We start from the raw sequence: 26,948 nt of genomic DNA, 5'->3' as shown, positions 1-26,948 counted from the left end.
GCTACCTTTACTATTAATAATATTAATCTTTCTTGTATTTTATTAATAAATCCCTATCATAAATCAATTTTGCTCGCTAATTTAATATGTTTTAAGAGGACCTATATGGAAGATCACAATTTAGAAAATAATTTACGGAAAGATCTTGGTTTAGTTTCTGCATTGTCGTTGGTTGTTGGTATGGTTTTAGGGGCTGGTGCATTTATGAAACCACCTGCCGTATTAGAAGTTGCCGGTGATTATAACTATGCATTGTTAGCGTGGATCATTGGTGGTGTTTTTTCTATTTGTGGTGGATTAACGCTTTGTGAATTAGGTGTTATGTTTCCACGTACGGGCGGTATGTTGGTTTATCTGGAAAAAATTTACGGCTCAAAAGTTTCTCATCTTTATGGTTGGATGATTACCGTGCTTTTTGCTCCATCATTAGTTGGAGCATTGGTAGGATATTTTAGTTCGGTATTTTGTCTGTTATTTGGCATTGATGATTCTTATAAAATGGCAGTAAGTGCTGGCGTTTTAGGATTTATTGCTGTTATTAACGCTATTGGCGTTAAGCAAGCAGGTTATTTGCAAACCATAGCTACTGCTTGTAAGCTTATTCCTATTTTATTGTTAGCCATATTTGGACTATGGAAAGGTAATGGTCAAGTAGCATTATTTAGTGCTAGTGGTCAAGGGATTGAAACTTATGCTCCATTTGCTGTAGCTATTTTAGCTACTTTATTTGCTTATGATGGTTGGGCTCAAGTTGCCTCTGTTGCTGGTGAAATTCATAATCCCGCAAAAGTACTACCTAAAGCAATTATTTTGGGTATCATATTTTTAGTGGTTGTTTATGCCTGTATCAATATTGCATTGTTCAAAATTTTCCCTGTCCAAGAGATGGTATCACTTGGTCATGATGCTTCGGCCGTTGCCTCACAACGTATGTTTGGCAATTTGGGAGGTAATTTAGTTGCGGTTGGCATTATGATCTCAATTTTAGGTGGGATTAATGGTTATATTATGACGTTATCTCGTACAATTTTCAGTATGGCAGAACGAGGAACCATCATTGGAGCGCGTTATTTAAGTACAATCGATGATGATAGCCGCTCACCCGTTAATGCTATATGTGTATTAGTGATATTTTCTTTTTTATATTCAATTTTACTGGATGCTGATCGTTTATCTGAAATCTCAATGTTTTCAATTTGGGTATTTTATTTATTAACATTTATTGGTGTAATCATTGCTCGTAAAAAATATGCAGATATCCCAAGATCTTATAAAGTTATTGGTTATCCAATCATTCCAATTATCGCAATTTTGGGAGCTATGTATGTTATTTATGGTATGCTTGTTTATCAAACTTTTAATGGTATTGCGTCAATAGTTCTAACTTTAATCGGTTTACCTTTATATTATTATTACCACAGAAAGAATAAGAATAAAGAGCTTTCACTTGGTGAAATGAAAAAATATAAAGTGAAAATGCAATATACCATCGCAGTTTCTACAATGATCATCGTTGCTCTGTTAGCTCTTTATGGTAACGTGTTTAGTAAATAATCAGAGAATATATTTAACTTATTTTGAAATGAATCATTTCAACGTTATAAAAGTAAAAACCGACATTATGAAGTGACCCCATACAGTTGGACACTTTTATTAAGCTGCTTGTAAGGCCTGATTTCGATATTCAACCGGAGTCAGGCCTTTTAATTTAATCAGTAATAAAATATTTAATATAAAGTTAGTGAGTAATTATTTTGTTACAGTTTGGTGAAAATTTTAAATATATGTTGAAATTAGACCATAAATATTTTGATCATGAAAAATTCCATTCAAATATTCAGCCTGTTTAAGTGTTCCTTCATAACTAAAACCACATCGCTTAGCAACCGCATTACTTTTAGGATTATCCACTGAGCATTTAATAACAAATCGTTTAATTATTTTTTGTGATGCATAGTAGTGAGTGAGTGCTTGGATTGCTTGCGTCATAACACCTTTGCCTTCTGCTTGGCTATCGAGCCAATAACCAATATAGGCAGTCTTATTGTTTTTATCTATTCGATTAAAAGACAATAAGCCGACAGGGTTATTATCCAGTAAAATTACATAGGTTTTGGTAATATCTTTTTGATGTTCAATTGAACAATTATCTAAAAAATTTGATGTATCTGCTTCATTACTGACAAACTTAGGCCAAGCCATAAATTGACTAAAATTATCACGATTAACATCAATAATATTGTATAACTTAGATGAATATTGTCGATCCGATGGCACTAAATGAATATGTTCATTGACAATGATGCTTTGTTGATTGGTATTTGTCATTAATTATTCCTTTAAGAGCATAAGCAATTTTCAGTCAGTATAAATATAAATTAAAGAATAATATCAACGTTACTAATTTAATTGATTATATTTTTATCGTTATCGTTATCGTTATCGTTATCGTTATCGTTATCGTTAATTATAAAAACTACCAGATCATTTGATCTGGTAATTTTACTGTTTGAATTAATTAGAAAAATTTTACGCTTCATTATTTACATTTTGCTTTGGTTTAACCATGTAATTTTGAATAACTAATAAAGCAAAGATAGCGACAACAATGCCCATTATTATTTCTTTATTAAACCATTTAGCCATTTTACCCAAAATAATACCAATCTCACAAAAGTCAATATCGGAGAAAGTTGTATTGGCAAAACCAAGCGAACCTAAAACAGGTAATAAAAGGACAGGTAAAAATGTGACTAATAAACCATTAGCAAATCCACCAAACATGGCGCCTCGACGTCCTCCCATAGCATTACCGAAAACACCAGCAGTCGCACCACAGAAGAAATGAGGAACTACGCCAGGTAAAATTAGTACAGCATTTAATTGACCCAACACAAATAGACCAATTAATCCACCAAGAAAACTAAATAAGAAACCAATTAATACCGCGTTCGGTGCATATGGGAAAACAACTGGACAATCTAAGGCTGGTTTGGCATTCGGCACGAGTTTTTCTGAAAAACCTGTAAATGCTGGAACAATTTCAGCAAGAATTAATCGTACACCTTGTAGAATAATAAATACCCCAGCTGCAAAGGTAATTGCTTCGATAATTGCATAAACTAAGTAATTATCCCCCTTACTTAAATTTGTTTGGACATAATCAGGTCCTGCAAAAACGGCAAGAACTAAATAGATAATCATCATTGTTAATGAAATTGAAATTGAGCTATCACGCAAGAAACTTATATTTTTGGGTAAATTCATCTCTTCCGTTGAGCGAGAGTTTTTACCAACTAATTCACCAATCGCTCCAGCCAATACATAACCTAAAGTACCAAAATGACCAAATGCTACATCATTATTTCCTGTTATTTTACTCATATATGGTTGAGCAATTGCAGGGAAAAACGCCATAATTAGCCCAAGTACTAGGGCTCCGGTAAAGACTAATTGCCAACCTTTAAAACCTGCAACTGTTAGAATAATGCTGATCATGCACGCCATATAAAAGGTATGATGTCCAGTTAAAAAGATAAATTTTAAACGTGTAAAACGCGCAACTACAATATTAGCAATCATTCCAAACGCCATGATTAATGCTGTTGCTGCACCATAATCATTTAATGCCATAGATACGATAGCTTCATTATTTGGGACAATACCTTGTAGTTTAAAGGCCTCTTCAAACATCATGCCTAATGGTGTAATCGCACTAATAAGTACAGTTGCGCCACCACCCAATACTAAAAATCCTAAAATAGTTTTAATTGTTCCTTTTACCGTATCAGCAAAGGATTTGCGTTGGGCTATTAACCCAACCATAGCAATCATACCAACGAGTACGGCCGGTACTTTTAAAATATCAACGAAAAATTTAACAACTTCTTGAATCATCGCAACACCTCATTATCAGACTATTGCTTATCAAAATGTTCAACGAGTTTGGACTCCAAATCATTGATATCAATTATATTATTTAGAACTACCAGTTTATCGCTAGGAATGCCAGAACTGTCTGCTAAATCTTTAGTCATAACAAATAAATCAGCTTGTTCTGGTGTTGCTGATGCAAGATCTGCATGCGTTACTTCTGCATCAATATTTAATTTTTTTAGAACTTTTTTGATATTCATTTCAACCATAAAACTGCTACCAAGACCTGAACCACAAACTGCCATAATTTTCATTTTATTTATCCTTTTTTAATTTTATTAAATTTAATAACGATTGATCACAGCTAATATTTGATCACTATTTTGTGCCTTAAAAATTGTCTGCATATCGTTTGATTCACTAAACAGCTCAGCTAATTGAGTTAACATTTCAATATGGCTGGAACTATCACTGGCCGCTAATAAAGTAATTAAATATACGGGGTCGTTTTCTGTTGAATTAAATTTCACTCCTTGTTTGACCAGTAACATAGATAAGCCCAGTTGATTGACACCTTGCTCTGGTCTAGCATGCGGCATAGCGATACCCGGTGCCAATACATAGTAAGGTCCAATTGATTCATGTAATTGAAAAATTGCTTGGACATAATTTGGCGAAATGGCATTATTTTCTAATAATGGTTTTGCGCAAATTTGTATTGCTTCTTTCCAATTTTCAACAGAATCAACAACATTGACTGTTTGGCTGGTTAACCATTTACCTAACATTTTTCCTCCATTAAACCTGATATCATCAATTGTTAGTTTAAAAAATAACATACTAAATAAGAATAGAAATAAAAAAATATTAGAAATGTGATAGCGCTATCAAACTTGATGAAAATTTTTCTCATTTTGTGATGAAATTAACATTTTTGATATAACGATTATAAAATAGTTATTTAGACGTAATAATATTATAGAAATGAGAGTGATTTTGAAGTGATTGTATCACACTTTTTTATTATTGATTGTCTATTATCGATTTTTCTGCTTTGCTACTATTAATATAAGATTTATTTGAAAAAATTTAGATTAAACTCAATCGGAATGAAAGATGCAAGAAATAAAGAAGCGTAAAACTACTGGACAGATTACTTTATTTGATGTCGCTAGATATGCGGGTGTCGGAACAATGACCGTATCTAGAGCTTTACGAACCCCAGATCGAGTTTCAGATAAACTTCGTCAAAAAATCCAAATTGCTGTCGATGCTTTAGGATATAAACCAAATGTTGCTGCAAGTTTGCTAGCCTCTGCATCGGCAAATCGAGTCATTGCAGTTATCACGCCAAAAATATACGATCATTGCGCTCAACTATGGTTAAATTCGCTTCAAACACACTTAGCAAAAGAGGGGTACACAACCTTACTTATTGAATCTTATCATTATTATAAATTAGAATCACAAATGTTAGATGCTTTATATAGTCATAACCTTGAGGCAATATTACTATTTCAAGTTGAAGATGAGAGCTTTATTAAGCAAATTCTGCAAAATAAAATTGTTCCTATTTTGAATATTGGTAAAGATTATGATGGATTAACTAATATGAATGTTGGAATAGATGATAGTTTGGCTATGTATATGCTCACTGAACATGTCATTAAAAAAGGTTATCAACACATTGGGTTACTCTGTGCTAATCAAGAATATCAAATTTTTCAACAACGTTTACACGGATGGCATAAAGCCATGTTAGCTTATCATCTCCCTACACATCGAGTTATTAATGCTGCTAAACCAGCCAATTTTAGTACTGGAAGTGAGTTATTACCCGATATGTTATTAAATTGGCCAGAACTAGACGCATTAATTTGTACAACTGATGAATTAGCTTGTGGAGTCCTATATGAATGTCAGCGTCGACATATTCGAGTACCTTATCAATTAGCTGTAACTGGCTTTGGTGATAATGAGTTTAGCCAAGTGAGCTTTCCCGCATTAACAACGGTCGCTTTACCGTATAAAGAAATCGGTGAATATTCAGCCTCTCTGCTGTTGGATAATTTAAAAAATAAAAAAGTAACACATGAAACAGATTTATCAGCGTTAGCACCAGTCGTACGATTGCGGGCGAGTGTTTAATTAGCTTTTTTAAGAAAGATGATTAGAATTATTAAGATCGGCTCGAACCTCTGGTTGGTTCTCATCCTCTTAAAATGCAGATAATAAAAAAGCCTACTCAATGAGTAAGCTCTTTTATCTAAAATTGGTCGGCGAGAGAGGATTACTCGCATTTCATGCTCGCCCTGCGGGTCGTTGCTAAAGCAACGTTGTCTCGCTGCGCTCGGCTCGAACCTCTGGTCGGTTCTCATCCTTTCAAAATGCAGATAATAAAAAAGCCTACTCAATGAGTAAGCTTTTTTATCTAAAATTGGTCGGCGAGAGAGGATTCGAACCTCCGACCCACTGGTCCCAAACCAGTTGCGCTACCAAGCTGCGCTACTCGCCGTTAGGAAGCGCATAATACTGCGCTAACTAAAAAGTGTCAATACTTACCTAAAAAAATATACTAGTTATTTTCAGATTTTGCGAATGGGGCAGGTTTTTTACCAATACGTTGATAAAATTCGATAACAAATTCTTCATAACGTTTATTTGCCACAGCTTCACGAATCTCTGCCATTAGGCGTTGGTAATAACGCAAATTATGAATAGTATTTAATCGTGCACCTAAAATTTCCCCACATTTATCTAAGTGATGTAGATAAGATTTTGTATAATTTTTACATGTGTAACAATCACAATGAGGATCCAGCGGTGTTGTATCATCTTTATATTTGGCATTACGAATTTTGATTACACCATCAGTTACAAATAGGTGACCATTGCGTGCGTTACGAGTTGGCATTACACAGTCAAACATATCGATGCCACGACGCACACCTTCCACTAAATCCTCTGGTTTTCCAACGCCCATCAAATAACGTGGTTTATCAGCTGGTAATTGTGGGCATGTACCTTCTAAAATACGATGCATATCCTCTTTAGGTTCGCCAACGGCAAGGCCACCAACAGCATAACCATCAAACCCAATTTCTGTTAATCCTTTAATTGATATGTCACGTAATTCTTGATGTATACCACCTTGAACAATACCAAATAAGGCATTTTTATTGCCTAATTCATCAAAGCGTTTTCTGCTGCGTTTGGCCCAACGTAGTGACATCTCCATTGATTTTTTGACATAATCCCAGTCGGCAGGAAATGGTGCACATTCGTCAAATATCATGACGATGTCAGAACCAAGATCATATTGGATTTCCATAGAAATTTCGGGTGATAAAAAGATTTTATCTCCATTGATTGGATTTCTAAAATAGACACCTTCTTCTTTAATTTTTCGAATATCACCTAAACTAAATACCTGAAAACCACCTGAATCCGTTAAGATTGGACCATGCCATTGCATGAAATCATGCAGATCACCATGTTTACGCATAATTTCTTGACCAGGTCTTAACCATAAATGGAAAGTATTGCCTAATAAGATTTGAGCTCCTGTTGCGGCTACTTCTTCCGGCGTCATACCTTTTACCGTTCCATAAGTTCCGACAGGCATAAATGCAGGGGTTTCTACCGTATATTCGACTCCACGACGATCAAATTTCATACGACCACGACGAGCTAAGCCGTCGGTATTATCTAATTCAAATTTCATTTATTTATTTACCTCTTGCGACCAAATAAACAGTTTGGCGCGAATTATTGATATAATGCGTTGTGTACTATTACATTGCGGCGCCTAGTTTATCGTGCTTGACTTGAATTAACAACTTTTGAAAGGATTTTAAGAATTGTGAACTATGTTATATTGATATTTTCATTATTATTGATATTTTTGTCGACCGCATGTCAAAATCATACAAACATTCGTACAGCTAAACGGATACCGTCTGAAGCAGTAAAATTTTTATCCGAACAAGACATACTAGCTATTAGTCAGCAAGCGTGTAATGAAATGGATCATAGGGCGACAATTCCAGCCAATAATCATGCTTTAAGTAAACGCTTAAATAAAATCGCTAAAACATTGCCTAACAATATTAATAATAACGAGATAAATTATAAGGTTTATTTGAATATGGAACCCAATGCTTGGTCAACTGCAAATGGATGTATTCGAGTGAACAGTGGATTGATTAAATTATTAACGGATAATGAATTGCAAGCCGTATTGGCGCATGAACAAGGACATATTGCACTTAAACATGCTATAAAATCATTTCGACAGGCTCCTTATATTGAAATTACCGATAAAGCCAATGAAATTATTATTATGGTAAAACAAGAGATTGCGCAACAGTATGAAGTTGAGGCAGATGAATATGCTTTGAATCTTTTATTAAAGGAAAAAATTGATCCCATAGGTTTGGTAAATATGTTATCTAAAATGCCCATTCATGCATCAGAATATCCGACATCTCATCCATCAAATTTGCATCGCAAGAATAATATTTTAGATAAATTAAAGAATAAATAGCTAATTAAAATGGTTAAATGGAAAAGTTACCAACCAAATTTGCCATATCAGCTTGATTAAGCAACTTTCCATTAAATGTTGATAAAATTTTAGAGTGATTCATTCGATTGTTTAGTGATAAACATTGCATCACCATAACTAAAAAATCGATATTGTTGCTTAACCGCTTCTTGATAAGCATTCATCGTATTTTCATATCCTGCAAATGCTGATACAAGCATAATTAATGTTGATTCGGGTAGATGAAAATTTGTGATCAGTGAATCAATGACATTAAAGTGGTAGCCTGGGTAAATAAATATCTGTGTATCAGCAAAAAAAGGAGCAATTTCCCCGGTTTTTTGTGCTGCGCTTTCAAGAGCCCTAACCGAGGTAGTTCCCACTGCGATGACTTTATTACCTCTGGCTTTGCAGGCTAATACCGCTTTAACAACTTCCTCTGGAACCTCCGCATACTCTGCGTGCATAACATGCGTTTCGATATTCTCAACTCTTACTGGTTGAAATGTCCCTGCACCAACATGTAAAGTGACAAAAGCCATTTCAACGCCTTTTTGTTTCAGTTTTTCTAATAAGCTTTCATCAAAATGAAGTCCAGCTGTAGGTGCTGCAACCGCTCCCGGTACTTTATTGTATACGGTTTGATAAACTTCACGATCTTGGTCATCATCAGGTCTGTCAATATAAGGTGGTAAAGGTATATGACCGATTTTATTTAAAATAGTAAGTACATCGTCCGGAAATTGTAATTCAAAAAGGCTATCATGACGAGCGACCATCGTTACAGTAACCGATGAGTCTTCTCCTAATATTAATTCAGCGCCTTCTTTAGGCGATTTTGACGCTTTTACATGTGCAAGTGCACGATTCCCATCTAATAATCGTTCAATAAGTATTTCAATTTTACCGCCAGATGATTTTTTTCCATAAACGCGAGCAGGTATGACTCTAGTGTTATTAAAAATAAGCAAATCGCCTGGATTAATTTTGTCGACAATGTCAGTAAAAAAACCATGGTTAGTGTTACCTGTGTTTCCATCAAGCGATAAAAGTCGGCATGCACTTCTCGTTTCTGCTGGATATTTGGCAATGAGTTCTTTAGGAAGTGTAAAATCGAAATCAGATAATTGCATAAATTTGTACCTTAAAAAATGGGTGATTAGTCTAAATCTCATATACTGAGTAATCAAGTAATTATTTTCTAAGTGTTAAAACAAGCAATTATTTATTGATTATTATTAAAGTTAGTTTAAAATTTCTGCGTCTAACTTAACTTAGTTTAGATGGATATAAATAATGATTTAAATAAGGAAAATATTATGAAAAAACATCAAAAAACATTATTAGTCGCTTTACCTTTAGTTGCAGCTATGTCTTTAACTGGTTGTAATATGAATCCAGATGATTTAGCTAACCTAGGAATGAAAGGTCTTAAAGCTGCAACATTGAGTGACGATGAAGTTAAACAATTAAGTAAAGATGCTTGTGCACAAATGGATGCTGAGTCAAAAATTGCTTCTGCAAATAGTGCTTATACTAAAAGATTAAAGAAAATCGTCAAAGGTTTGGGTAACAAAATTGATGGTACACCAGTTAATTATAAAGTATATATCACTAAAGATGTTAATGCTTGGGCAATGGCGAACGGTTGTGTACGTGTCTATAGTGGTTTAATGGACTTGATGACAGATAATGAAATTCAAGGTGTTTTAGGTCATGAGTTAGGTCATGTTGCTTTAGGTCATAGTAAAAAAGCAATGCAGATCGCTTATGCAACCGAAATTGCTCAAGATGCTGCTGCTGCGTCTGGTAATGCTGCAATCGCTTCAATTTCTAAATCTAAATTAGGAGCTTTAGCATCAGCAGTTATTAATTCTCAATTCTCACAAAAACAAGAACAAGATGCTGATAACTATTCATTTGATTTCTTAGTTAAGAAAAAAATTAATCCAGCAGGACTTGCTACTGCATTTGATAAATTAGGTGGTGGAGATTCTTCAATATTGAGTAGTCACCCATCTTCTAAATCAAGAGCAGCAAATATTCGCAAGAAACTTGCAGAAATAAAAAAATAAAAACGACCTAACATTAAAAAGCGCCATTCATGGCGTTTTTTTATATAACTTTTATGTAATTACACTTCTAAATTAGTACGAAATTATCGTCAGTAACCTTATCCCTTTTCTTCTAACCTATTAAGTAATATATGGCCCTTTTCTGAAATTCAGTATACTCAAGATGAGTATGACGAAAGTAATATGGTGGAAATAATTAGTCATTACTCAATGACAACAAAATAAATTTTATTTATAAAAATCTACTAACAGTATTAAGATTTAATATTGGACAAGTAGAAAACAAGAAAACACTTTAAAAGTTTGATGTGGTTTATAACTGAATTTAAAATATTTCTATCATTAACCCCAGTGAGGACTGGGGTTATTATGTATTTTATTGTTTATAGGTAGATAGGAATTTAGCGAATCTTTCAATCGCATCTTCAAGTTCACCTGTATGAGGTAAGGCGACAATCCTAACATGATCGGGTTGATGCCAGTTAAATCCAGTTCCTTGTACCAGTAATACTTTTTGTTGTAACAAAAAGTCTAAAACTAATTTTTGGTCGTTATGAATATTAAATTTTTTCTGATCAAGTTTTGGGAATAAATATAAAGCACCTTGTGGTTTAGTGCATGATACGCCAGGGATATCATTGAGTAATCGCCATGCCAGCATACATTGATCATAGAGTCGTCCGCCGGGTACGATAAACTCATTAATACTTTGGTAACCCCCTAAAGCCGCTTGAATGGCATGTTGCAGTGGCACATTTGCACATAAACGCATTGAAGCTAGCATGTTTAAACCTTCAACATAGCCTTTCACGTGCTGTTTTGGTCCACAAAGTGCCATCCATCCTTGTCTAAATCCTGCTGCTCGATACGTTTTTGATAAACCGCTCATGGTTATGACAAAAAGATCGGGTGCTAGAGCTGCGATTGAATGATGAACAGCATCATCAAATAAAATTTTATCGTAAATTTCATCAGCAAAAATAATCAAATTATTCTGTCGAGCAATTTCGGCAATCTCAAGTAATACCTCTTTACTGTAAACTGCACCGGTTGGATTGTTAGGATTAATAATCACAATTCCTTTTGTTTTGGAAGTGATTTTACGCTTAATATCTTCTAGATCGGGCGACCAATTAGCCTCTTCATCACATAGATAGTGAACCGCATTACCTCCAGATAGACTAATTGAGGCTGTCCATAATGGATAATCAGGCATCGGAACCAAAACTTCATCTCCACTATTAAGTAGTGCTTGCATGGATTGAACGATTAATTCTGAAACACCATTTCCGATATAGATATCTTCCACATCTAAATCAGTAATTCCTCTGGATTGATAATATTGCATAACCGCTTTACGGGCAGAGTAGAGACCTTTTGAATCACAATATCCTTGTGAAGTAGGTAGATTGCGGATGACATCCACTAATAATTCATCTGGAGCAGTAAAGCCAAACGGGGCAGGATTTCCAATATTGAGTTTGAGGATAGTTTGACCTTCTTCTTCAAGACGTTTTGCATGTTCAAGAATTGGTCCACGTATATCGTAACAAACATGATCCAATTTATTGGATTTTTGGAAATTTACCATGATTCTGCCCTTTCTATTTATTGTGTTAGTTTTTATTTTTTAATTAAAAAAACAATCTACTCCTATTTAGATAATTTTTGAAGATGTTATTATACTTAGCCTAAGAAATATCTTTTGATTGTGTGAAATTTGTGCGGAGAGTGTTATGAAAACTATTTTAACGGTAATTGGAAAAGATCAAACGGGGATTATTGCAGGTATCAGTCAGAAATTATATGAGTTAAATATTAATATTTTAGATGTGAGTCAAACGATTATGGGGGAATATTTCACCATGATTATGCTATTAGATTTATCTAAAATTAATATGTCATTTGATGATGTTAAGACTGCATTGACTCAGACTGGTGACAAACTAAAAGTAAAAGTGAATATTCAACGGGAAGAAATTTTTGATGCGATGCATCGTTTATAATCTAAATTTTGTACTTTATTATTAAAGGATAATACTTATGGAAACTAAACAAATCCTCGAAACGATTAAAATGATTGAGGAAGAAAAACTTGATATCCGCACAATTACCATGGGTATTTCTCTTCTGGATTGTATAGACAGTGATGGTGAAAAAGCTCGTCAAAAAATCTATGAAAAAATTACGCGATTAGCGAAAGATCTTGTCAAAGTTGGGGATGAGATTACCTCAGAATTTGGTATTCCAATTATTAATAAACGTATTTCAGTTACCCCTATCTCGCTGATTGCTGGTGCGAGTGACGATAAAGATTACGTTGAGTTCGCTAAAACACTTGATGCCGCAGCTAAAGCAGTGGGTGTTAACTTTATTGGTGGTTTTTCGGCATTAGTACAAAAAGGGTGCCATAAAGGCGATGAAATTTTAATTAAATCAATTCCTCAAGCATTAGCACAAACGGAAAGAGTCTGCTCATCGGTTAATGTTGGCTCCACACAAACAGGCATCAACATGAATGCTGTAAAACTAATGGGGCAGATCATTAAAGAAGCCGCGGCATTAACGGCAGATAATAGCAGTATGGCATGTGCCAAATTAGTGGTGTTTGCTAATGCAGTTGAAGACAATCCGTTTATGGCTGGGGCATTTCACGGTGTCGGTGAGGCCGATTGTGTTATTAATGTGGGGGTCAGTGGTCCTGGCGTTGTAAAACGAGCGCTTGAAAAAGTGAAAGGTGAATCGTTTGATGTTGTTGCTGAAACGATCAAAAAAACCGCATTTAAAATTACTCGAATGGGACAGCTTGTTGGTAAAGAGGCATCAGAGCGTTTAGGGGTGAAATTCGGTATTGTTGATCTATCCTTAGCACCAACTCCAGCTATTGGTGATTCAGTTGCACATATTTTAGAGGAAATGGGTTTAGAAGCCGTTGGTACCCATGGAACAACGGCGGCACTTGCCATGTTAAATGATGCCGTTAAAAAAGGTGGTGTAATGGCTTGTGGACATGTGGGTGGCTTAAGCGGTGCCTTTATTCCTGTATCAGAAGATGCGGGGATGATTGATGCAGTAAATAATGGCGCATTAAATTTGGAAAAACTTGAAGCAATGACCTGTGTTTGCTCAGTAGGGCTTGATATGATAGCCATTCCGGGCGATACCCCAGCAGAAACTATTTCGGCAATTATTGCTGATGAAGCTGCAATTGGCGTCATTAATCACAAAACTACTGCGGTGCGAATTATTCCAGCTGTTGGTTTAAAAGTAGGGGATAATATTGAATTCGGTGGGTTACTTGGACATGCGCCAGTGATGTCAGTAAATAAATTCTCCTCTTGTGATTTTATCAATCGTGGTGGACGAATTCCGGCTCCAATTCATTCATTCAAAAACTAATTAATTAGTCATAAATTGGTTATCTTTCATATTCCGTCTGTGGAAAGCAGACGGATATCAATCTATTTATCTTTTATTTTTCCTCAAAAATGTATTTATAAAACTCTGCTCAGTAAAATTGTTGTTACTGGTGTTATAACGCTCCCTATGATGAGCAATACCATGGCGACTATTTGGTATCAAATCCATTAGTTTCTTTTATATTTATTTCCTAAAATCAATCACATCTAAACAATGCTAATTTAATTCTAGCAGTAGCAAATGACTAATATTTTAAAAATTTGCTGATCACATAATGATGGAGGATGAAATGGGGAATGAATCTAACGAGCAAATGTTTTTTGAAGATTTAATTCTTTTAGATAAAGACTTCCAAAATACTAATCAATTTTTTGAGTTCACATTTTCTGTTTTAAGAAAGAAAGGATATGTTAATGACTCTTTCTTAGAAGCAATTAAAAAAAGAGAATCTTCATTCCCAACCGCTCTACCTACGGAACCTTATGTAGTTGCTATGCCTCATACTGACATTGAACATGTGATTAAACCATTTATCTTTTTTACTCGAGTTAAAGGAACCATTCCATGGTGCGAAATGGCAAATAATGACCATGTTTTAAATGCAAATTTCGTTTTTTTACTCGGGTTTAACGAAAAAAATGGACATATTGATTTGTTGCAAAAATTAATGTCCTGCTTTGTGAATTCATGTTTTTTAGAGTCGCTTTTCCATGCAAAAAACAAACATGAAGTTTTTACACTACTCACGTCGAATATTAATTTATAAGGAGGCATTATGAAAAAAGTTATTGTTGCATGTGGCAGTGGAGTTGCTACATCTCAAACAGTTGCAAGTAAGGTTACACGTTTATTAAAAGAACGAAATCTTGATGACATAAAGGTCGAAGTTGTTGATCTGAAATCGGTTGATTCTCATATCAAAAGTAGCGTGGCATACATAGCGATAACCAAAATTGAAAAACAATATCCTATCCCAGTGATTAATGGCATTGCATTTTTAACGGGAATAAATATGGAAACTGAATTACAAAAAATTATCGATGCCTGTAAATAGGAGTGCATTATGGACTTTCTTGGAACAATTATAAATTATATTTTAAATTTAGGTGCTCCAGTTTTTGTACCTTTCATTATGCTCATTGCGGGTTTAATTGTCCGAATGAAATTTAGAGATGGTGCATCAGCCGCTATTACATTAGGTGTTGCATTTGTTGGTATGAGTATGTTGATCGGTTTTATGGTAAGCGCCATTGGCTCAGCAGCACAAACTATGATGGAACGCACAGGCATAGAACTTAGTATTGTTGATGGCGGTTGGACAACTATGGCAAACGTATCTTGGGCTTGGCCGTATGCTTTTCTTATGTTTCCTTTACAAGTGGGCGTCAATATTTTAATGCTCGTTTTAAAAAAGACAGATACATTTAACGCTGATTTATGGAATGTATGGGGAAAAATTTTTACAGCTTTTATTGTTGTCGCCGTTGCTACACCAATTTTAGGCTCTATTGTGGCATTGGCTCTTGCTTTTATTGTTGCTACATTACAAATCATATTGGAACTTAATTCTGGTGATATTAATCAACATCGTATTGAAAAATTAACCGGTATACCAGGCGTTACATGTACTCACCGAATGTTATTTTTCAGTGCAATTTATTATCCTTTTGATCTATTACTTCGCAAAATTCCTATTTTAAATAAACCCATGGATGCAGCAACATTACGTGCCAAAATTGGTATTTTTGCTGAAAATCATGTGATTGGTTTTTTATTGGGTGTGACCTTTGGAATTATTGCCGGTTATGATGTGGCAGCCATCTTAATGTTAGGTGTGCAAGCTGCTACTGCATTGATGTTATTTCCAATGATTTCTAAATTATTTATGCAGGCACTTTCGCCAATTTCTGAAGCAATCAGTGATTACATGAATAAGCGTTTTGCTGGACGTAAATTGTTTGTCGGTTTGGACTGGCCATTTATGGGAGGAGCCAGTGAGATTTGGTTTACTATAATTGTTGCTATTCCTTTTACTTTAATTTGGGCTGTTATTTTACCGGGTAATAAACTTTTACCATTTGCTGGCATTATCAACATTGCTCTTATTGTTCCTGCTTATATTTTAACTAAAGGTAATACTTTGAGAATGGTGATTTTAGCAATCATAGGTGTGCCATTTTTCTTATTTGTTGGTACCCAATTTGCGCCTATTATCACAGATTTAGGATTATCAACTAAAGCAATTGATATTCCAGCCAATCAATTAATTTCAAATAGTTCTATTGATGCACCGGTTTTTACCTATGCGTTTTCTTTTATTTGGCAATGTTTGCAAGGTTATTTTGTACCCTTAATTTTTGCAGTCTATTGGTGTGTAGGATATTTCTTTTATGCCCGTGAACTGCGCAGGGAAACAGTACAAGATTTAGCTGAAAGTAATGGATAAATGAGCATTTAAACATTCGTTGAAAATAGTGTTTAGTATCTCTGATGGTAATGATAATTACCATCAGACAACGAACAAAAAGGTAATTGTTATATGGTTGTTGATAAGAGAATTCATACTGTTCTAAATGCCTTGATTCAAAATCCAAGTGTTAGTGGCGTAGAACTTCAAGCTGAATTTGGGTTAACACGCAAACAACTTAGTTATACATTTAAGAAAATTAATGATTTCCTTGAGTCTTCTAATCTTGAATTAATTAAACGTTTTAAAACAGGAAAATTTAGTGTACCAAAACATGTCATTGAAACATTTAGGGATGAACCTGTTTCAAAGGCTATCGGACGTTATATATATTCAGAAGATGAGCGAGTCCATTTGCTTTTGTTCTTTTTATTAACTCGGACCGAAAGATTTTCATTAATACATTTATCTTCCGCGCTGACTGTTAGCCAAAATACTGTTATTAATGATATTAAAAAAGTACAACTCATGATAGTGCAATATCATCTACAAATAAGTTATGACCGTGAAAATGGTTACAGAATTATTGGTAACGAAATTGACAAGCGGTATTTATTGCTGAAATTGATTCGTAGAATTATCAGTATGCCCGTTGCGGATAAAATATTTAAAGAAAACGATATTATTACCCAAGGTGGATTAGAACAAGTAGGGCAAGTATTTAGTGAAATAGAGAAAAAATTAAAAATTATTTTTACCGATGAGCAGTTACAAGAACTGACCTACTTTATCTGTTTTATGTTACAGCGCATTGAAACCGATAAGAAAATTGAGCGCTTACCTGAAAATTATGCTGAAGTTGCCAATAGTCGTGATTTTCAATTGATGAAAAAGTTGATTGAAAAATTTGGTATTACCGATCTTAATGAACAAATTTTTTTAACGATTCTAGTGCAAAGTTCAAATATCCAAACTTTATCAGACAAATATTTCCACTTAGATACAGTATTATTGGAAAGTGCGGTTGATGTTATTAATAATTTTGAGCAGATTAGTTGTATTACTTTTAAGGATAAAAGTGAACTCATTGAACGCATCTATCAACATTGGAAACCCGCCTATTATCGAATTCGTTATCATATTACCAATATTAATAGTGTCTATGACATAGTATTACAAGAGTTTGGTCATTTACATGAAATGGTACGAAAAGCCATTGCACCGTTTGAAAAAATTTTACATTGTAATATGCCTGATGAAGAAGTCGCTTTTATAACCGTTTTATTTGGCGGTTGGTTAACTCGTGAAGGTTTGATAAATCAAATCAAAACAAAAAAAATTGCGATTGTTGTCTGTGAAAATAGTGCAACGGTTTCAACTTATCTTTATTTAACTTTGCAGGTCTTACTACCCGAATTGCATTTTTCCGATGCGATGTCTAAACGTGAGTTTGAAAAATATAATCATTATTACGATATTGTGTTTTCAACATCCTATTTATCGACGGATAAACTTTTATTTATTGTTAATCCATCCGTTAATAATTTTCATAAAAATGCTTTTCGTAATCAGGTGATCGGTACTTTACAAGGAATTGATCCAAGCATAATTCAAGTTGAAGAACTGATGTTAATTATTGAAAAGTTCAGTAATATAAAAGAGAGAAAAGCCTTACAAAAAGAGTTAACCGCCTATCTGTATAACGATGAAGTAAATGACAACCCTTTACGTATTACCCAACAGGAAATTCCATCACTTGCCGATTTAATGCAACCAGAACATATCAATATTGCGCAATCAGCCGATATTTCATGGCAAGATGCACTCGAATTAGCTGCAAAACCACTTTTAAGTAATCAATCCATAGAGCGTTATTATCTTGAAAGAATGGTTAATAAAATTCAATTTGAACAACCTTATATTATGTTAGTTGATGGTTTAATCATTGCTCATGCTGGTATTGATGATGGTGTGAATAAAGTTGCGATGTCTTTACTTAAATTTCCTAAAAAAATTGATATTTGTGGTTACATGCAAGCAGATTTAATCGTTGTTCTTGCTACCAATAATCCACAAAAACATCTTAAAGCTTTAGCTCAATTAAATGAATTATTAGAGCTTCATGAAGGAGCTGCAAATATACGAAAAGCAAACAATAACCACGAAATTTGGAAATTGTTTGCAAACTATCAATGAATATTTTGCCAAAAATAGGAGTTATAAAATGTTAGAGATTCAAAAGCAGTATGTTGTCGATATGGCACAAAAATCCAGCGAATGGGGATTATGTAAACATAAAGCGGGTAACTCAAGTGTTAGAGATAAACAAACAGGGTATGTGCTTGTAACGCCAACTACAATTGATAAAAAATTATTAACAATTCGGGATATTGTGGTCATGGATCTTGACGCTAATGTTATTGAAGCTGATTCAGGATTAAGACCTACCAGTGAATGTTTAATGCATCTTGAAATTTATAAGGCGCGTGAGGATGTTTTTGCTATTTCACATACGCACTCTATTTTTGCCACTTCATTTGCCGTACTCGCAAGGCCTATACCTGCCGTAGTTTATGAATGCGCCATCCTTAATTTGAAAGATGGTGTTATTCCTGTTGCCCCTTATGGCAGACCAGGAACAACGGAACTTTCACATAGTGTGATTGAACCAATTAAGCGTGCTGATGCGATTTTAATGGAAAAACACGGCGCTATAGCTGTTGATAAAGATCCTTATGAGGCCGTATTAAAAGCAGCCTATATTGAAGAAATGGCCGAAATTTATTATCACGCATTACTTATTAATGATGGTAAAGATCCTGGCGGTTTTCCACCCGAAGAGTTGCAAAGTTGGGCGTATCCTTCACAAATTAAATTTAAACACTAATGTTTCATGTTCTCTAATTTTATAACGTAATAACTTAACATTACGTTATAAAATGCAGATGTTTTAATTTATTTTAATAATATTAATTTAAGAAATTTTTTTTGTGTTTTTTAATAGGGGGGATTGATAGACTGTTTTTGGATCTCCATGCGCTTGTAGAAATCCGCCGATGACCAGCGGATTTTATTCTTTATTACATTTGAATTTTATTGCATATGAATATAGTCATTCATGTATTTTAAAATAAATGCCATTGAAACTGCGCCAGGATCCATATGTCCAATAGTCCGATCACCTAAATTTTTGGCACGCCCAAATACTGCAATCATTTGTTTGGTTTTTTCTGCACCTTCCATCGCTGATTTAGCAATTATTGGCAACGCTTCATTGAGTGGAAGCGTGGTTAATTCATTGGCTGATTTTGACGCTGCTGATAATGCATCAACCATCGTTTTATCGCCTGGCTCCGCATTACCGCGTTGATATACCCCTTGCCAACCGTCGTTAAGAAATTTTGCGAAGACTTCAGAATTCAATTCCATTGTGCCAACAATACTTTTTCCGCCAGTTCTAAATAATGTTCCAAATATAGCGCCCGAAGCACCACCCATACTGGTCATTAATTTTGTGCCAATCTTAATAAAAAAATCACCTATATCAGTAGGTTGAAATTTTTCATCTTGTAGCAACTCAATAATAGATGAAAATCCTCGTTTCATCCCAATCCCATGATCTCCATCACCAACAATCTGATCTAACGCTGTTAATTCGGGTTCGCTTTCGACCATTTTTTGAGCGGTAAATAACATCATTTTACGTACTTGTAATAAATTCATTTTATTTTCTCCATCCAAGCGTTTGACAAGGTAGATCATAAAGACGTTGCAATTCATCATCTAACTTCATTAGTGTGATTGAAAAACCTGACATTTCAAGTGATGTACAAAAATGTCCGACAGCAATATCGTGACTGACAATACCTCGATTATTAAGTTCAATGCCGACTTTGCGTGTTATCACTAATAGTTCTGTATTACTAAGAGCGCCTAAATTGTTAATCAGTACGCACACACGGTCACCTGTTTGGAAAGGTAAATCATCACATAGGCGATCTATCATCTCTTTGACAACTTCATCACTTGATGTCATTGCTTGTCGACGTAATCCAGCCTCACCATGAATACCTATCCCAATTTCGATCTCATTTTCATCCAATTCAAAATTAAAATTATTTGACTGAGGTAAGGCACATCCATCAAGCGCAACACCTATAGTGCGAACATTAGCGTTAGCTTTTGCAACAACTTGATAAAGATTTTCAAGATTGTATTTTTCAAATTGAGAAGCTGCGCCTGCAATTTTATATAAAAACATAATACCAGCTACACCACGTCGGTCGGACAGTTTGGATAAAGGGGCTGAGGCAATATCATCGGTTGCTCGAATAGTTTTAGTGGCGATGTTTTCTTCCGCTAATATTTCGGCTGAAATATCAAAATTCATTCCATCACCTGAATAGTTACCATATAAAAAAAGCACACCATTACCCTTTTCAGTCGCTTTGGTAAGTTCAATTATTTGGTCTGGTGATGGTGAAGTGAAAACTTCTCCTAATGCACAACCATCAATGCCTCCTTCACCGATAAAACCAGCAAAAGTTGGTTCATGACCACTACCACCCCCCGAAATAACTACGACTTGATCGTTTGATATATGGTTACCATAAACAGCACAATAATCTGCAATAGCTGTTAATTTACCATTATAGGCATATACCAATCCTTGCATGACTTCTTGTCTTACGTTATTTGGATCGTTAAGTAATTTTTTGGGTTTACGCATTGATTTTTCCTCTTTATTAATCATATTAACGACATTTATTGTAGGTAAAACTAAAAAGTCAAACGAATACATTTAATGACAAATAATATCCCTTTGATTGCTCATCATAGGGAGCAATCGCTTTCAGTTAATCATTTAGCAAAATATAAATTAGCTTGTAAAAAAGTTTCAGGTTATGGGTATGTTTCAGTAAAAATCATATTATGAATTCAATAAGATAAAGGCTATTTAAACCCTTTAGTTTGGTATTAGAAAAATTTTTGTTAAGAGATTCTGATATAAATTGCTAACTTACATAATAAGGTTATAATCGACTTTAACGCATGATGATTTAATGAATAAATAGAGTAGAGAGTATGAAAAAACTTGGAGCGATCTTTACTGCATGCATTTTAATAAACATGCCAATTAATCAAGTATTATCTGCACCTAAAACGGATAAAATTTCAATTCAATCATCTGATGAAGCCTCGCCACAATTTCAGTTACCAGAGCAAAGTCGATTTCTTTCTGTCGATTTTAAGAAAACCGAATCGTTTACTTCTAATCATATCCAAAATTTCACTGATAATTATGTCGCACTTTATAGTAATGACTTGAATGGCGCACGAATTTTAATTATTAATGAAGTTGTTGCCAATGAACAAGAGGCCATGCAAATATTTCTTGGACAAGCTAAAACACGAGGTAATCAAAAACCAGAAATCAAGCTTTATAATAATGTGAAATATATTGATGGCATTGATTCCAAATTAAACCGGCGTTATATCCTGATTCAACAATTTGATAAGGCTAACAGTTTAGTAACAATAAAATCCTTAGTTTATCTATTAAATGCTAACAATAGTGATTTTTGTAAAATTGTAAATCTTATTGAACCACAGCAACTGGTTGGTGAATTAATAAATTTTGCTAAATAATAATTAATGTTGGCATTAGTATTTTGACGAGAATTAACCACAATATTGGTTAAATTTCCTTATATTTATTAATGATGTCGTTTTTTAATAAAAATCATTGATAACTTTAAAAGACATTTGGTGAGTTATAACAAATACCAAAAATTATTAGAATTAAAAATTTATTTATGATTTTTGCTTATTTAAATAATAACCATTTATGGAGATTGGTTAACATATTGCGCTTGTATTTGTGCGCTGTTAGTATGCTGGCATAATTTGATAGATGAATGGTACTTATGCAAAACACATTTTCAGATTCTTATTTTCAACGTTTTAGCGGAATTGCACGGTTATATGGTGAGTCTGCATTAACTTCTTTTTCTCAAGCACATGTTTGTGTAATTGGTATTGGTGGAGTAGGTTCTTGGGTTGCTGAATCACTCGCGCGTAGTGGTATAGGGCAAATTACCTTAATTGATATGGATGATGTATGTGTAACCAATACTAATCGTCAGATTCACGCCTTAAAATCTAATATTGGCAAACCTAAAACATCCGTCATGGCCGAACGAATTTTGCAAATTAATCCCGAATGTATTGTTAATGAAATCGATGATTTTATTAATATTAATAATGTTAGCCAATATTTGGGAACTAAACAAAATCCTCGTTATAATTATATTGTCGATGCGATCGATAGCGTTCGTGATAAAGCGGCTGTTCTTGCTTATTGTAAGCGTCAAAAATTAAAAATTATTACAATAGGGGGAGCAGGGGGGCAAAAAGATCCTACGCAAATAAAAATTGCGGACTTAGCAAAAACCATTCAAGATCCTTTAGCTGCTAAATTACGCGAAAAGTTAAAAAATGATTATAAGCTAAATAAAGACAGTAAAGGTAAATATTCCATTCCGTGTGTATTTTCTACTGAACAACTGACTTATCCAACCCAAAATGGTCAGATTTGTTTTGCTAAAAATCAAGCAGACAGTAATAAAAAAATGGACTGTGAATCGGGATTCGGAGCGATAACAACAGTAACCGCAACGTTTGGTTTTGTTGCTGTTAGTTATGTATTGAACAAATTGTGTAACGGATGATTATCTCACTTTAAATTAAAAGAATTTCTATTTTTCTAAAATAAATACCGCCAAAAGACAATTAAGATTTGACTAAAGTAATTGTCTTTTGGGTTCCTATTGCAAATATTCTTCTTAATTTACATTCTAAAATGCCTAAATATATCTATTGATTAAAAAAAACAATCTTTTTTTGCGCATATATTATTGTATAAAGCGCAAATCTGATTTAGGATAATGCCAATTTCGTTTTGTATTATGTCTAAGCACTAAAAAGTTTCAAGGAAGAGGCCAAACGATCCCAATTTATTTTTTATATTTCAAGGAGAAATCTATGGCAGTAACTAATATGAATGAGTTAAATGAGTTAATGGCTCGTGTGAAGAAAGCACAAGAAACTTATTCAAATTATACTCAAGAGCAAGTCGACAAAATCTTCGTAGCGGCAGCGACAGCCGCAGCCGCAGCTCGAATTCCTCTCGCACAACAAGCGGTTGCAGAGTCAGGAATGGGAATTGTTGAAGATAAAGTTATAAAAAATCTTTTTGCTGCAGAGTATATCTTAAATAAATATCGTCACGATAAAACTTGTGGCGTAGTGGCTGAAAATGAACCATATGGTACAATTACTTTAGCCGAACCTTTAGGGATCATTTGTGGAATCGTGCCAACCACTAACCCAACCTCTACGGCGATTTTTAAATCGTTAATCAGTTTAAAAACTCGTAATGCAATTGTCTTTTCACCTCACCCAAGAGCTAAAAAATCCACTATTGAAGCCGCTAGAATTGTATTAAATGCTGCAATTAAAGCGGGTGCACCAAAAGATATTATTGGTTGGATTGATGAGCCATCTATCGAATTATCTAATGCATTAATGCATCATGATGATGTTGCAGCTATTTTAGCGACAGGTGGACCAGGTATGGTAAAAGCCGCATACAGCTCTGGTAAACCAGCACTAGGTGTTGGGGCAGGTAATACACCAGTAATTATTGATGAAACTGCTGATTTAAAACGCGCGGTTGCTTCAGTACTGATGTCTAAAACTTTTGATAACGGTATGATTTGTGCGTCAGAACAAGCGATCGTTGTGGTTGACTCTGTTTATGATGAAGTGCGTAGTTTATTATCTGAATATGGTGCATATGTTTTAAATGCTAAAGAAACCAAAGCGGTACAAGGCATCATCTTAAACGATAAAGGTGCTTTAAATGCTAATATCGTTGGTCAACCAGCAGTTAAAATTGCAGAGTTAGCAGGATTTAAAGCTCCAGCAGGTTCAAAAGTACTTGTTGGTGAAGTAACTAAAGTTGATTTATCTGAACCATTTGCTCATGAAAAACTTTCTCCTACTTTAGCAATGTTTAGAGCAAAAGATTTTGCTGAAGCGGTTGAAAAAGCTGAAAAATTAGTAGAAATGGGTGGTATGGGTCATACCTCTGTACTTTATACAGATCAAGATAGCAACCGTGACCGTATTGATTATTTCGGTAGTAAAATGAAAACTTGCCGTATTTTAATCAATCAACCTGCAGCCCATGGTGGTATTGGTGATTTGTATAACTTCGATTTAGCGCCATCTTTAACATTAGGTTGTGGTTCTTGGGGTGGAAACTCGGTATCTGAAAATGTTGGACCGAAACACTTATTAAACAAAAAAACCATCGCTAAGAGAGCAGAAAACATGTTATGGCACAAATTACCAAGTTCTATCTATTTTAAACGAGGCTCACTTCCAGTTGCTTTAAATGAGGTTGTTGAACAAGGCGCAAAACGAGTCTTTTTAGTAACTGATAAATTCTTATTTAACAATGGTTACTCAAAACAAATTACTGACCAATTAGAATCACAAGGCGTTATCTGCGAAACATTTTATGATGTTGAAGCCGATCCAACTTTAAGTGTGGTTCGAAAAGGTACTGAATCAATGACATCATTCCAACCTGATACTGTTATTGCTTTAGGTGGTGGTTCTCCAATGGATGCGGCTAAAATCATGTGGGTTCTTTATGAACACCCTGAAACAAAATTCGATGAGCTAGCATTGCGCTTTATGGATATCCGTAAACGTACCTGTCATTTCCCTAATATGGGTAAAAAGGCGAAACTAATTTGCGTTACAACCACTTCTGGTACAGGTTCTGAAGTGACACCATTTGCTGTGGTTACTGATGATGCAACTGGTCAAAAATATCCTTTAGCTGATTATGCAATTACGCCAAACATGGCTATTGTTGATGCTAACTTAGTAATGAATATGCCAAAATCACTTTGTGCTGCTGGTGGTTATGATGCGGTAACTCATGCTTTAGAAGCTTATGTTTCAATTATGGCAACTGAGTTTTCTGATGGACAAGCGTTACAAGCGTTAAGCATGCTTAAAGCTTATTTACCGGCAAGCTATAAAGAAGGCGCTAAAAACCCACAAGCACGTGAAAAAGTGCATAGTGCTGCAACATTAGCTGGTGTCGCTTTTGCACAAGCATTTCTAGGTGTTTGTCACTCAATGGCGCATAAGATTGGTGCTGCATTCCATATTCCTCATGGGGTGGCAAATGCAATGCTAATTAGTAATGTAGTGCGTTTTAATGCAACCAATAAACCGACTAAACAAGGTACCTTTAGCCAATATGGTTATCCTCAAGCTGTTAGCCGTTATGCAGAGGTAGCCGATCATTTAGGTTTAACTGCTGCAGCTGACAAAGATGAGAAGAAAGTTGAGAAATTAATTGGTTGGTTAGATCAATTAAGAAAAGAACTTGATATTCCATTCTCAATTAAAGAGTTTGGCGTGGATGAGAAAGCTTTCTTGGCACAAGTGGACCAACTTGCTGTTGATGCCTTTGATGACCAATGTACTGGCGCTAACCCGCGTTATCCGCTCATTGCTGAATTAAAACAAATCCTACTTGATACATACTATGGTCGTGCATATCAAGATAAAGGGGATATTAGCGAAGATGTTGCTGTACATACAGCAGCCAAAGGCGTAGCAGCTACTAAGAAAAAAGCACCAAAAAAGAAATAATCTAACACATTATTTTTGATTCAAAAAAAGCCTGAAATAGCCTATATTTCAGGCTTTTTTGTGTTTTTTGACTTTTTTTTAAGCAAACAAAATAAAATTTGTTTTTTTTGCTTGCAAGGTTAAATGTTCTAGTACATAATGCGCAGCACTTAGGCCGGCTTAGCTCAGTAGGTAGAGCAACTGACTTGTAATCAGTAGGTCGCCAGTTCGATTCCGGCAGCCGGCACCATTTTCCTAAGTAGACAAATTAATAAAGATTCGGGGTGGGGTTCCCGAGCGGCCAAAGGGAGCAGACTGTAAATCTGCCGTGTCACACTTCGAAGGTTCGAATCCTTCCCCCACCACCATTAATCTAATATTAGCAATAGCTAATCGAAGCATTTAGGTAGCCGAGTTTGAACATGCGGGCATCGTATAATGGCTATTACCTCAGCCTTCCAAGCTGATGATGCGGGTTCGATTCCCGCTGCCCGCTCCAATTGCTGATATAGCTCAGTTGGTAGAGCGCACCCTTGGTAAGGGTGAGGTCGGCAGTTCAAATCTGCCTATCAGCACCATTCTTGTTATTCTCCTAAACTTCTAAAAATATCGAATTTGCCTGCTTTAAAGCTTGTCACTATACAGCTTTATCTGTTATTATTCAGAGCTAATTTTAAGTTAGTATTATGTTGATAATTAAATATGATACTTGGTTAATGTGGTGAATAACCACCGATTTGTATTACATTTGAGGGACAATCGATGTCTAAAGAAAAATTTGAACGTACAAAACCCCACGTTAACGTTGGTACAATCGGCCACGTTGACCATGGTAAAACAACTTTAACTGCAGCTATTACTTCTGTACTTTCTAAAAAATACGGCGGTCAAGCTCGTGCATTCG

General features: G+C 34.8%; 24 protein-coding genes, 5 tRNA genes and 1 other RNA gene. 19 read left to right on the top strand and 11 right to left on the bottom strand.

Annotated features, from left to right (window positions below; translation table 11 throughout):
- Nucleotides 1–105: 105 nt before the first annotated feature.
- The gene (locus tag H3T96_RS13530; protein ID WP_144093438.1) at nt 106–1,554 is read left to right on the top strand and encodes an APC family permease; all 1,449 of its coding nucleotides are present in this window, start codon (nt 106–108) and stop codon (nt 1,552–1,554) included.
- A 222-nt stretch (nt 1,555–1,776) separates the two neighbouring features.
- On the opposite strand, the gene rimL is transcribed toward H3T96_RS13530, so the two are convergent.
- The 4 genes from rimL to H3T96_RS13510 form a co-directional block, all read right to left on the bottom strand.
- Nucleotides 1,777–2,328: a 50S ribosomal protein L7/L12-serine acetyltransferase gene (rimL, locus tag H3T96_RS13525; protein ID WP_144093436.1), complete on the bottom strand. Its 552-nt coding sequence runs from the start codon at nt 2,326–2,328 to the stop codon at nt 1,777–1,779.
- A gap of 201 nt (nt 2,329–2,529) precedes the next feature.
- Nucleotides 2,530–3,897, bottom strand: coding sequence for a PTS ascorbate transporter subunit IIC (locus H3T96_RS13520; RefSeq protein ID WP_086351371.1), 1,368 nt, complete (start codon nt 3,895–3,897; stop codon nt 2,530–2,532).
- Nucleotides 3,898–3,917: 20 nt separating this feature from the next.
- A complete protein-coding gene (locus H3T96_RS13515) occupies nt 3,918–4,190 on the bottom strand; it encodes a PTS sugar transporter subunit IIB (RefSeq protein ID WP_086326682.1) in 273 nt (90 codons plus the stop codon).
- A 30-nt stretch (nt 4,191–4,220) separates the two neighbouring features.
- Nucleotides 4,221–4,664 (bottom strand): PTS sugar transporter subunit IIA, encoded by a 444-nt coding sequence (locus H3T96_RS13510; protein WP_144093434.1) that lies wholly within the window; start codon nt 4,662–4,664, stop codon nt 4,221–4,223.
- 328 nt (nt 4,665–4,992) lie between these two features.
- On the opposite strand from H3T96_RS13510, the gene H3T96_RS13505 reads away from it, so the two are divergent.
- Complete coding sequence (locus H3T96_RS13505) at nt 4,993–6,024, top strand: LacI family DNA-binding transcriptional regulator (RefSeq protein WP_086326684.1); 1,032 nt, start codon at nt 4,993–4,995, stop codon at nt 6,022–6,024.
- Nucleotides 6,025–6,149: 125 nt separating this feature from the next.
- Here the strand turns inward: H3T96_RS13505 and H3T96_RS13500 are convergent.
- The 3 genes from H3T96_RS13500 to tgt form a co-directional block, all read right to left on the bottom strand.
- Nucleotides 6,150–6,274: non-coding RNA, RtT sRNA (locus H3T96_RS13500), on the bottom strand.
- Nucleotides 6,275–6,314: 40 nt separating this feature from the next.
- Nucleotides 6,315–6,391 (bottom strand) — tRNA-Pro (locus tag H3T96_RS13495).
- A gap of 60 nt (nt 6,392–6,451) precedes the next feature.
- On the bottom strand, nt 6,452–7,600 hold the full coding sequence (tgt, locus tag H3T96_RS13490; RefSeq protein ID WP_086326685.1) for a tRNA guanosine(34) transglycosylase Tgt: 1,149 nt from the start codon (nt 7,598–7,600) through the stop codon (nt 6,452–6,454).
- Between the two features lie 138 nt (nt 7,601–7,738).
- On the opposite strand from tgt, the gene H3T96_RS13485 reads away from it, so the two are divergent.
- A complete protein-coding gene (locus H3T96_RS13485; protein WP_144093432.1) occupies nt 7,739–8,422 on the top strand; it encodes a M48 family metalloprotease in 684 nt (227 codons plus the stop codon).
- A gap of 89 nt (nt 8,423–8,511) precedes the next feature.
- Here H3T96_RS13485 and queA read toward each other — a convergent pair whose 3' ends face one another.
- Nucleotides 8,512–9,555 carry a tRNA preQ1(34) S-adenosylmethionine ribosyltransferase-isomerase QueA gene (queA, locus tag H3T96_RS13480; RefSeq protein ID WP_086326687.1) on the bottom strand — a complete coding sequence of 348 codons (1,044 nt, stop codon included), beginning with the start codon at nt 9,553–9,555 and terminating at the stop codon, nt 8,512–8,514.
- Between the two features lie 186 nt (nt 9,556–9,741).
- Between queA and H3T96_RS13475 the strand changes: the two genes are divergently transcribed.
- A complete protein-coding gene (locus H3T96_RS13475; protein WP_144093430.1) occupies nt 9,742–10,497 on the top strand; it encodes a M48 family metalloprotease in 756 nt (251 codons plus the stop codon).
- 376 nt (nt 10,498–10,873) lie between these two features.
- On the opposite strand, the gene H3T96_RS13470 is transcribed toward H3T96_RS13475, so the two are convergent.
- The gene (locus tag H3T96_RS13470) at nt 10,874–12,088 is read right to left on the bottom strand and encodes a pyridoxal phosphate-dependent aminotransferase (RefSeq protein WP_144093428.1); all 1,215 of its coding nucleotides are present in this window, start codon (nt 12,086–12,088) and stop codon (nt 10,874–10,876) included.
- Between the two features lie 145 nt (nt 12,089–12,233).
- On the opposite strand from H3T96_RS13470, the gene H3T96_RS13465 reads away from it, so the two are divergent.
- The 7 genes from H3T96_RS13465 (at nt 12,234) to H3T96_RS13435 (ending at nt 19,211) form a co-directional block, all read left to right on the top strand.
- On the top strand, nt 12,234–12,503 hold the full coding sequence (locus H3T96_RS13465) for an ACT domain-containing protein (RefSeq protein ID WP_086309053.1): 270 nt from the start codon (nt 12,234–12,236) through the stop codon (nt 12,501–12,503).
- Nucleotides 12,504–12,540: 37 nt separating this feature from the next.
- A complete protein-coding gene (locus H3T96_RS13460; protein WP_144093426.1) occupies nt 12,541–13,896 on the top strand; it encodes a PFL family protein in 1,356 nt (451 codons plus the stop codon).
- A 310-nt stretch (nt 13,897–14,206) separates the two neighbouring features.
- Entirely contained in the window at nt 14,207–14,683 is a 477-nt protein-coding gene (locus tag H3T96_RS13455) for a PTS sugar transporter subunit IIA (RefSeq protein WP_186279294.1), read from the top strand.
- 9 nt (nt 14,684–14,692) lie between these two features.
- Nucleotides 14,693–14,971, top strand: coding sequence for a PTS sugar transporter subunit IIB (locus H3T96_RS13450; protein WP_086309056.1), 279 nt, complete (start codon nt 14,693–14,695; stop codon nt 14,969–14,971).
- A gap of 9 nt (nt 14,972–14,980) precedes the next feature.
- Nucleotides 14,981–16,363, top strand: coding sequence for a PTS galactitol transporter subunit IIC (locus H3T96_RS13445; protein WP_144093422.1), 1,383 nt, complete (start codon nt 14,981–14,983; stop codon nt 16,361–16,363).
- 93 nt (nt 16,364–16,456) lie between these two features.
- Nucleotides 16,457–18,520, top strand: coding sequence for a BglG family transcription antiterminator (locus H3T96_RS13440; protein ID WP_144093420.1), 2,064 nt, complete (start codon nt 16,457–16,459; stop codon nt 18,518–18,520).
- Between the two features lie 28 nt (nt 18,521–18,548).
- Entirely contained in the window at nt 18,549–19,211 is a 663-nt protein-coding gene (locus H3T96_RS13435; protein WP_144093418.1) for a class II aldolase/adducin family protein, read from the top strand.
- Nucleotides 19,212–19,417: 206 nt separating this feature from the next.
- On the opposite strand, the gene dhaL is transcribed toward H3T96_RS13435, so the two are convergent.
- Nucleotides 19,418–20,047: a dihydroxyacetone kinase subunit DhaL gene (dhaL, locus tag H3T96_RS13430; RefSeq protein ID WP_086326828.1), complete on the bottom strand. Its 630-nt coding sequence runs from the start codon at nt 20,045–20,047 to the stop codon at nt 19,418–19,420.
- Nucleotide 20,048: 1 nt separating this feature from the next.
- Nucleotides 20,049–21,053 carry a dihydroxyacetone kinase subunit DhaK gene (locus H3T96_RS13425; RefSeq protein ID WP_144093416.1) on the bottom strand — a complete coding sequence of 335 codons (1,005 nt, stop codon included), beginning with the start codon at nt 21,051–21,053 and terminating at the stop codon, nt 20,049–20,051.
- Nucleotides 21,054–21,409: 356 nt separating this feature from the next.
- On the opposite strand from H3T96_RS13425, the gene H3T96_RS13420 reads away from it, so the two are divergent.
- The 8 genes from H3T96_RS13420 to H3T96_RS13385 form a co-directional block, all read left to right on the top strand.
- Nucleotides 21,410–21,973 (top strand): hypothetical protein, encoded by a 564-nt coding sequence (locus tag H3T96_RS13420; RefSeq protein WP_144093414.1) that lies wholly within the window; start codon nt 21,410–21,412, stop codon nt 21,971–21,973.
- A gap of 278 nt (nt 21,974–22,251) precedes the next feature.
- Nucleotides 22,252–23,055: a tRNA cyclic N6-threonylcarbamoyladenosine(37) synthase TcdA gene (tcdA, locus tag H3T96_RS13415; RefSeq protein WP_144093412.1), complete on the top strand. Its 804-nt coding sequence runs from the start codon at nt 22,252–22,254 to the stop codon at nt 23,053–23,055.
- A gap of 313 nt (nt 23,056–23,368) precedes the next feature.
- Nucleotides 23,369–26,065 carry a bifunctional acetaldehyde-CoA/alcohol dehydrogenase gene (adhE, locus tag H3T96_RS13410; RefSeq protein WP_144093410.1) on the top strand — a complete coding sequence of 899 codons (2,697 nt, stop codon included), beginning with the start codon at nt 23,369–23,371 and terminating at the stop codon, nt 26,063–26,065.
- A gap of 153 nt (nt 26,066–26,218) precedes the next feature.
- Nucleotides 26,219–26,294: transfer RNA gene (locus tag H3T96_RS13405), tRNA-Thr, on the top strand.
- Between the two features lie 33 nt (nt 26,295–26,327).
- Nucleotides 26,328–26,412: transfer RNA gene (locus H3T96_RS13400), tRNA-Tyr, on the top strand.
- Between the two features lie 56 nt (nt 26,413–26,468).
- Nucleotides 26,469–26,543, top strand: a tRNA-Gly gene (locus H3T96_RS13395).
- A 3-nt stretch (nt 26,544–26,546) separates the two neighbouring features.
- A tRNA-Thr gene (locus tag H3T96_RS13390) sits at nt 26,547–26,622 on the top strand.
- 184 nt (nt 26,623–26,806) lie between these two features.
- A partial coding sequence (locus tag H3T96_RS13385; RefSeq protein WP_232356468.1) for a GTP-binding protein occupies nt 26,807–26,948 on the top strand: 142 nt, incomplete at its 3' end.

The organism is Gilliamella sp. W8136, from assembly GCF_016101285.1.
GTDB lineage: Bacteria > Pseudomonadota > Gammaproteobacteria > Enterobacterales > Orbaceae > Gilliamella > Gilliamella apicola_N.
Note: the sequence above shows the minus strand (reverse complement) of the source record. Positions and strands in the feature narration are given on the sequence as shown.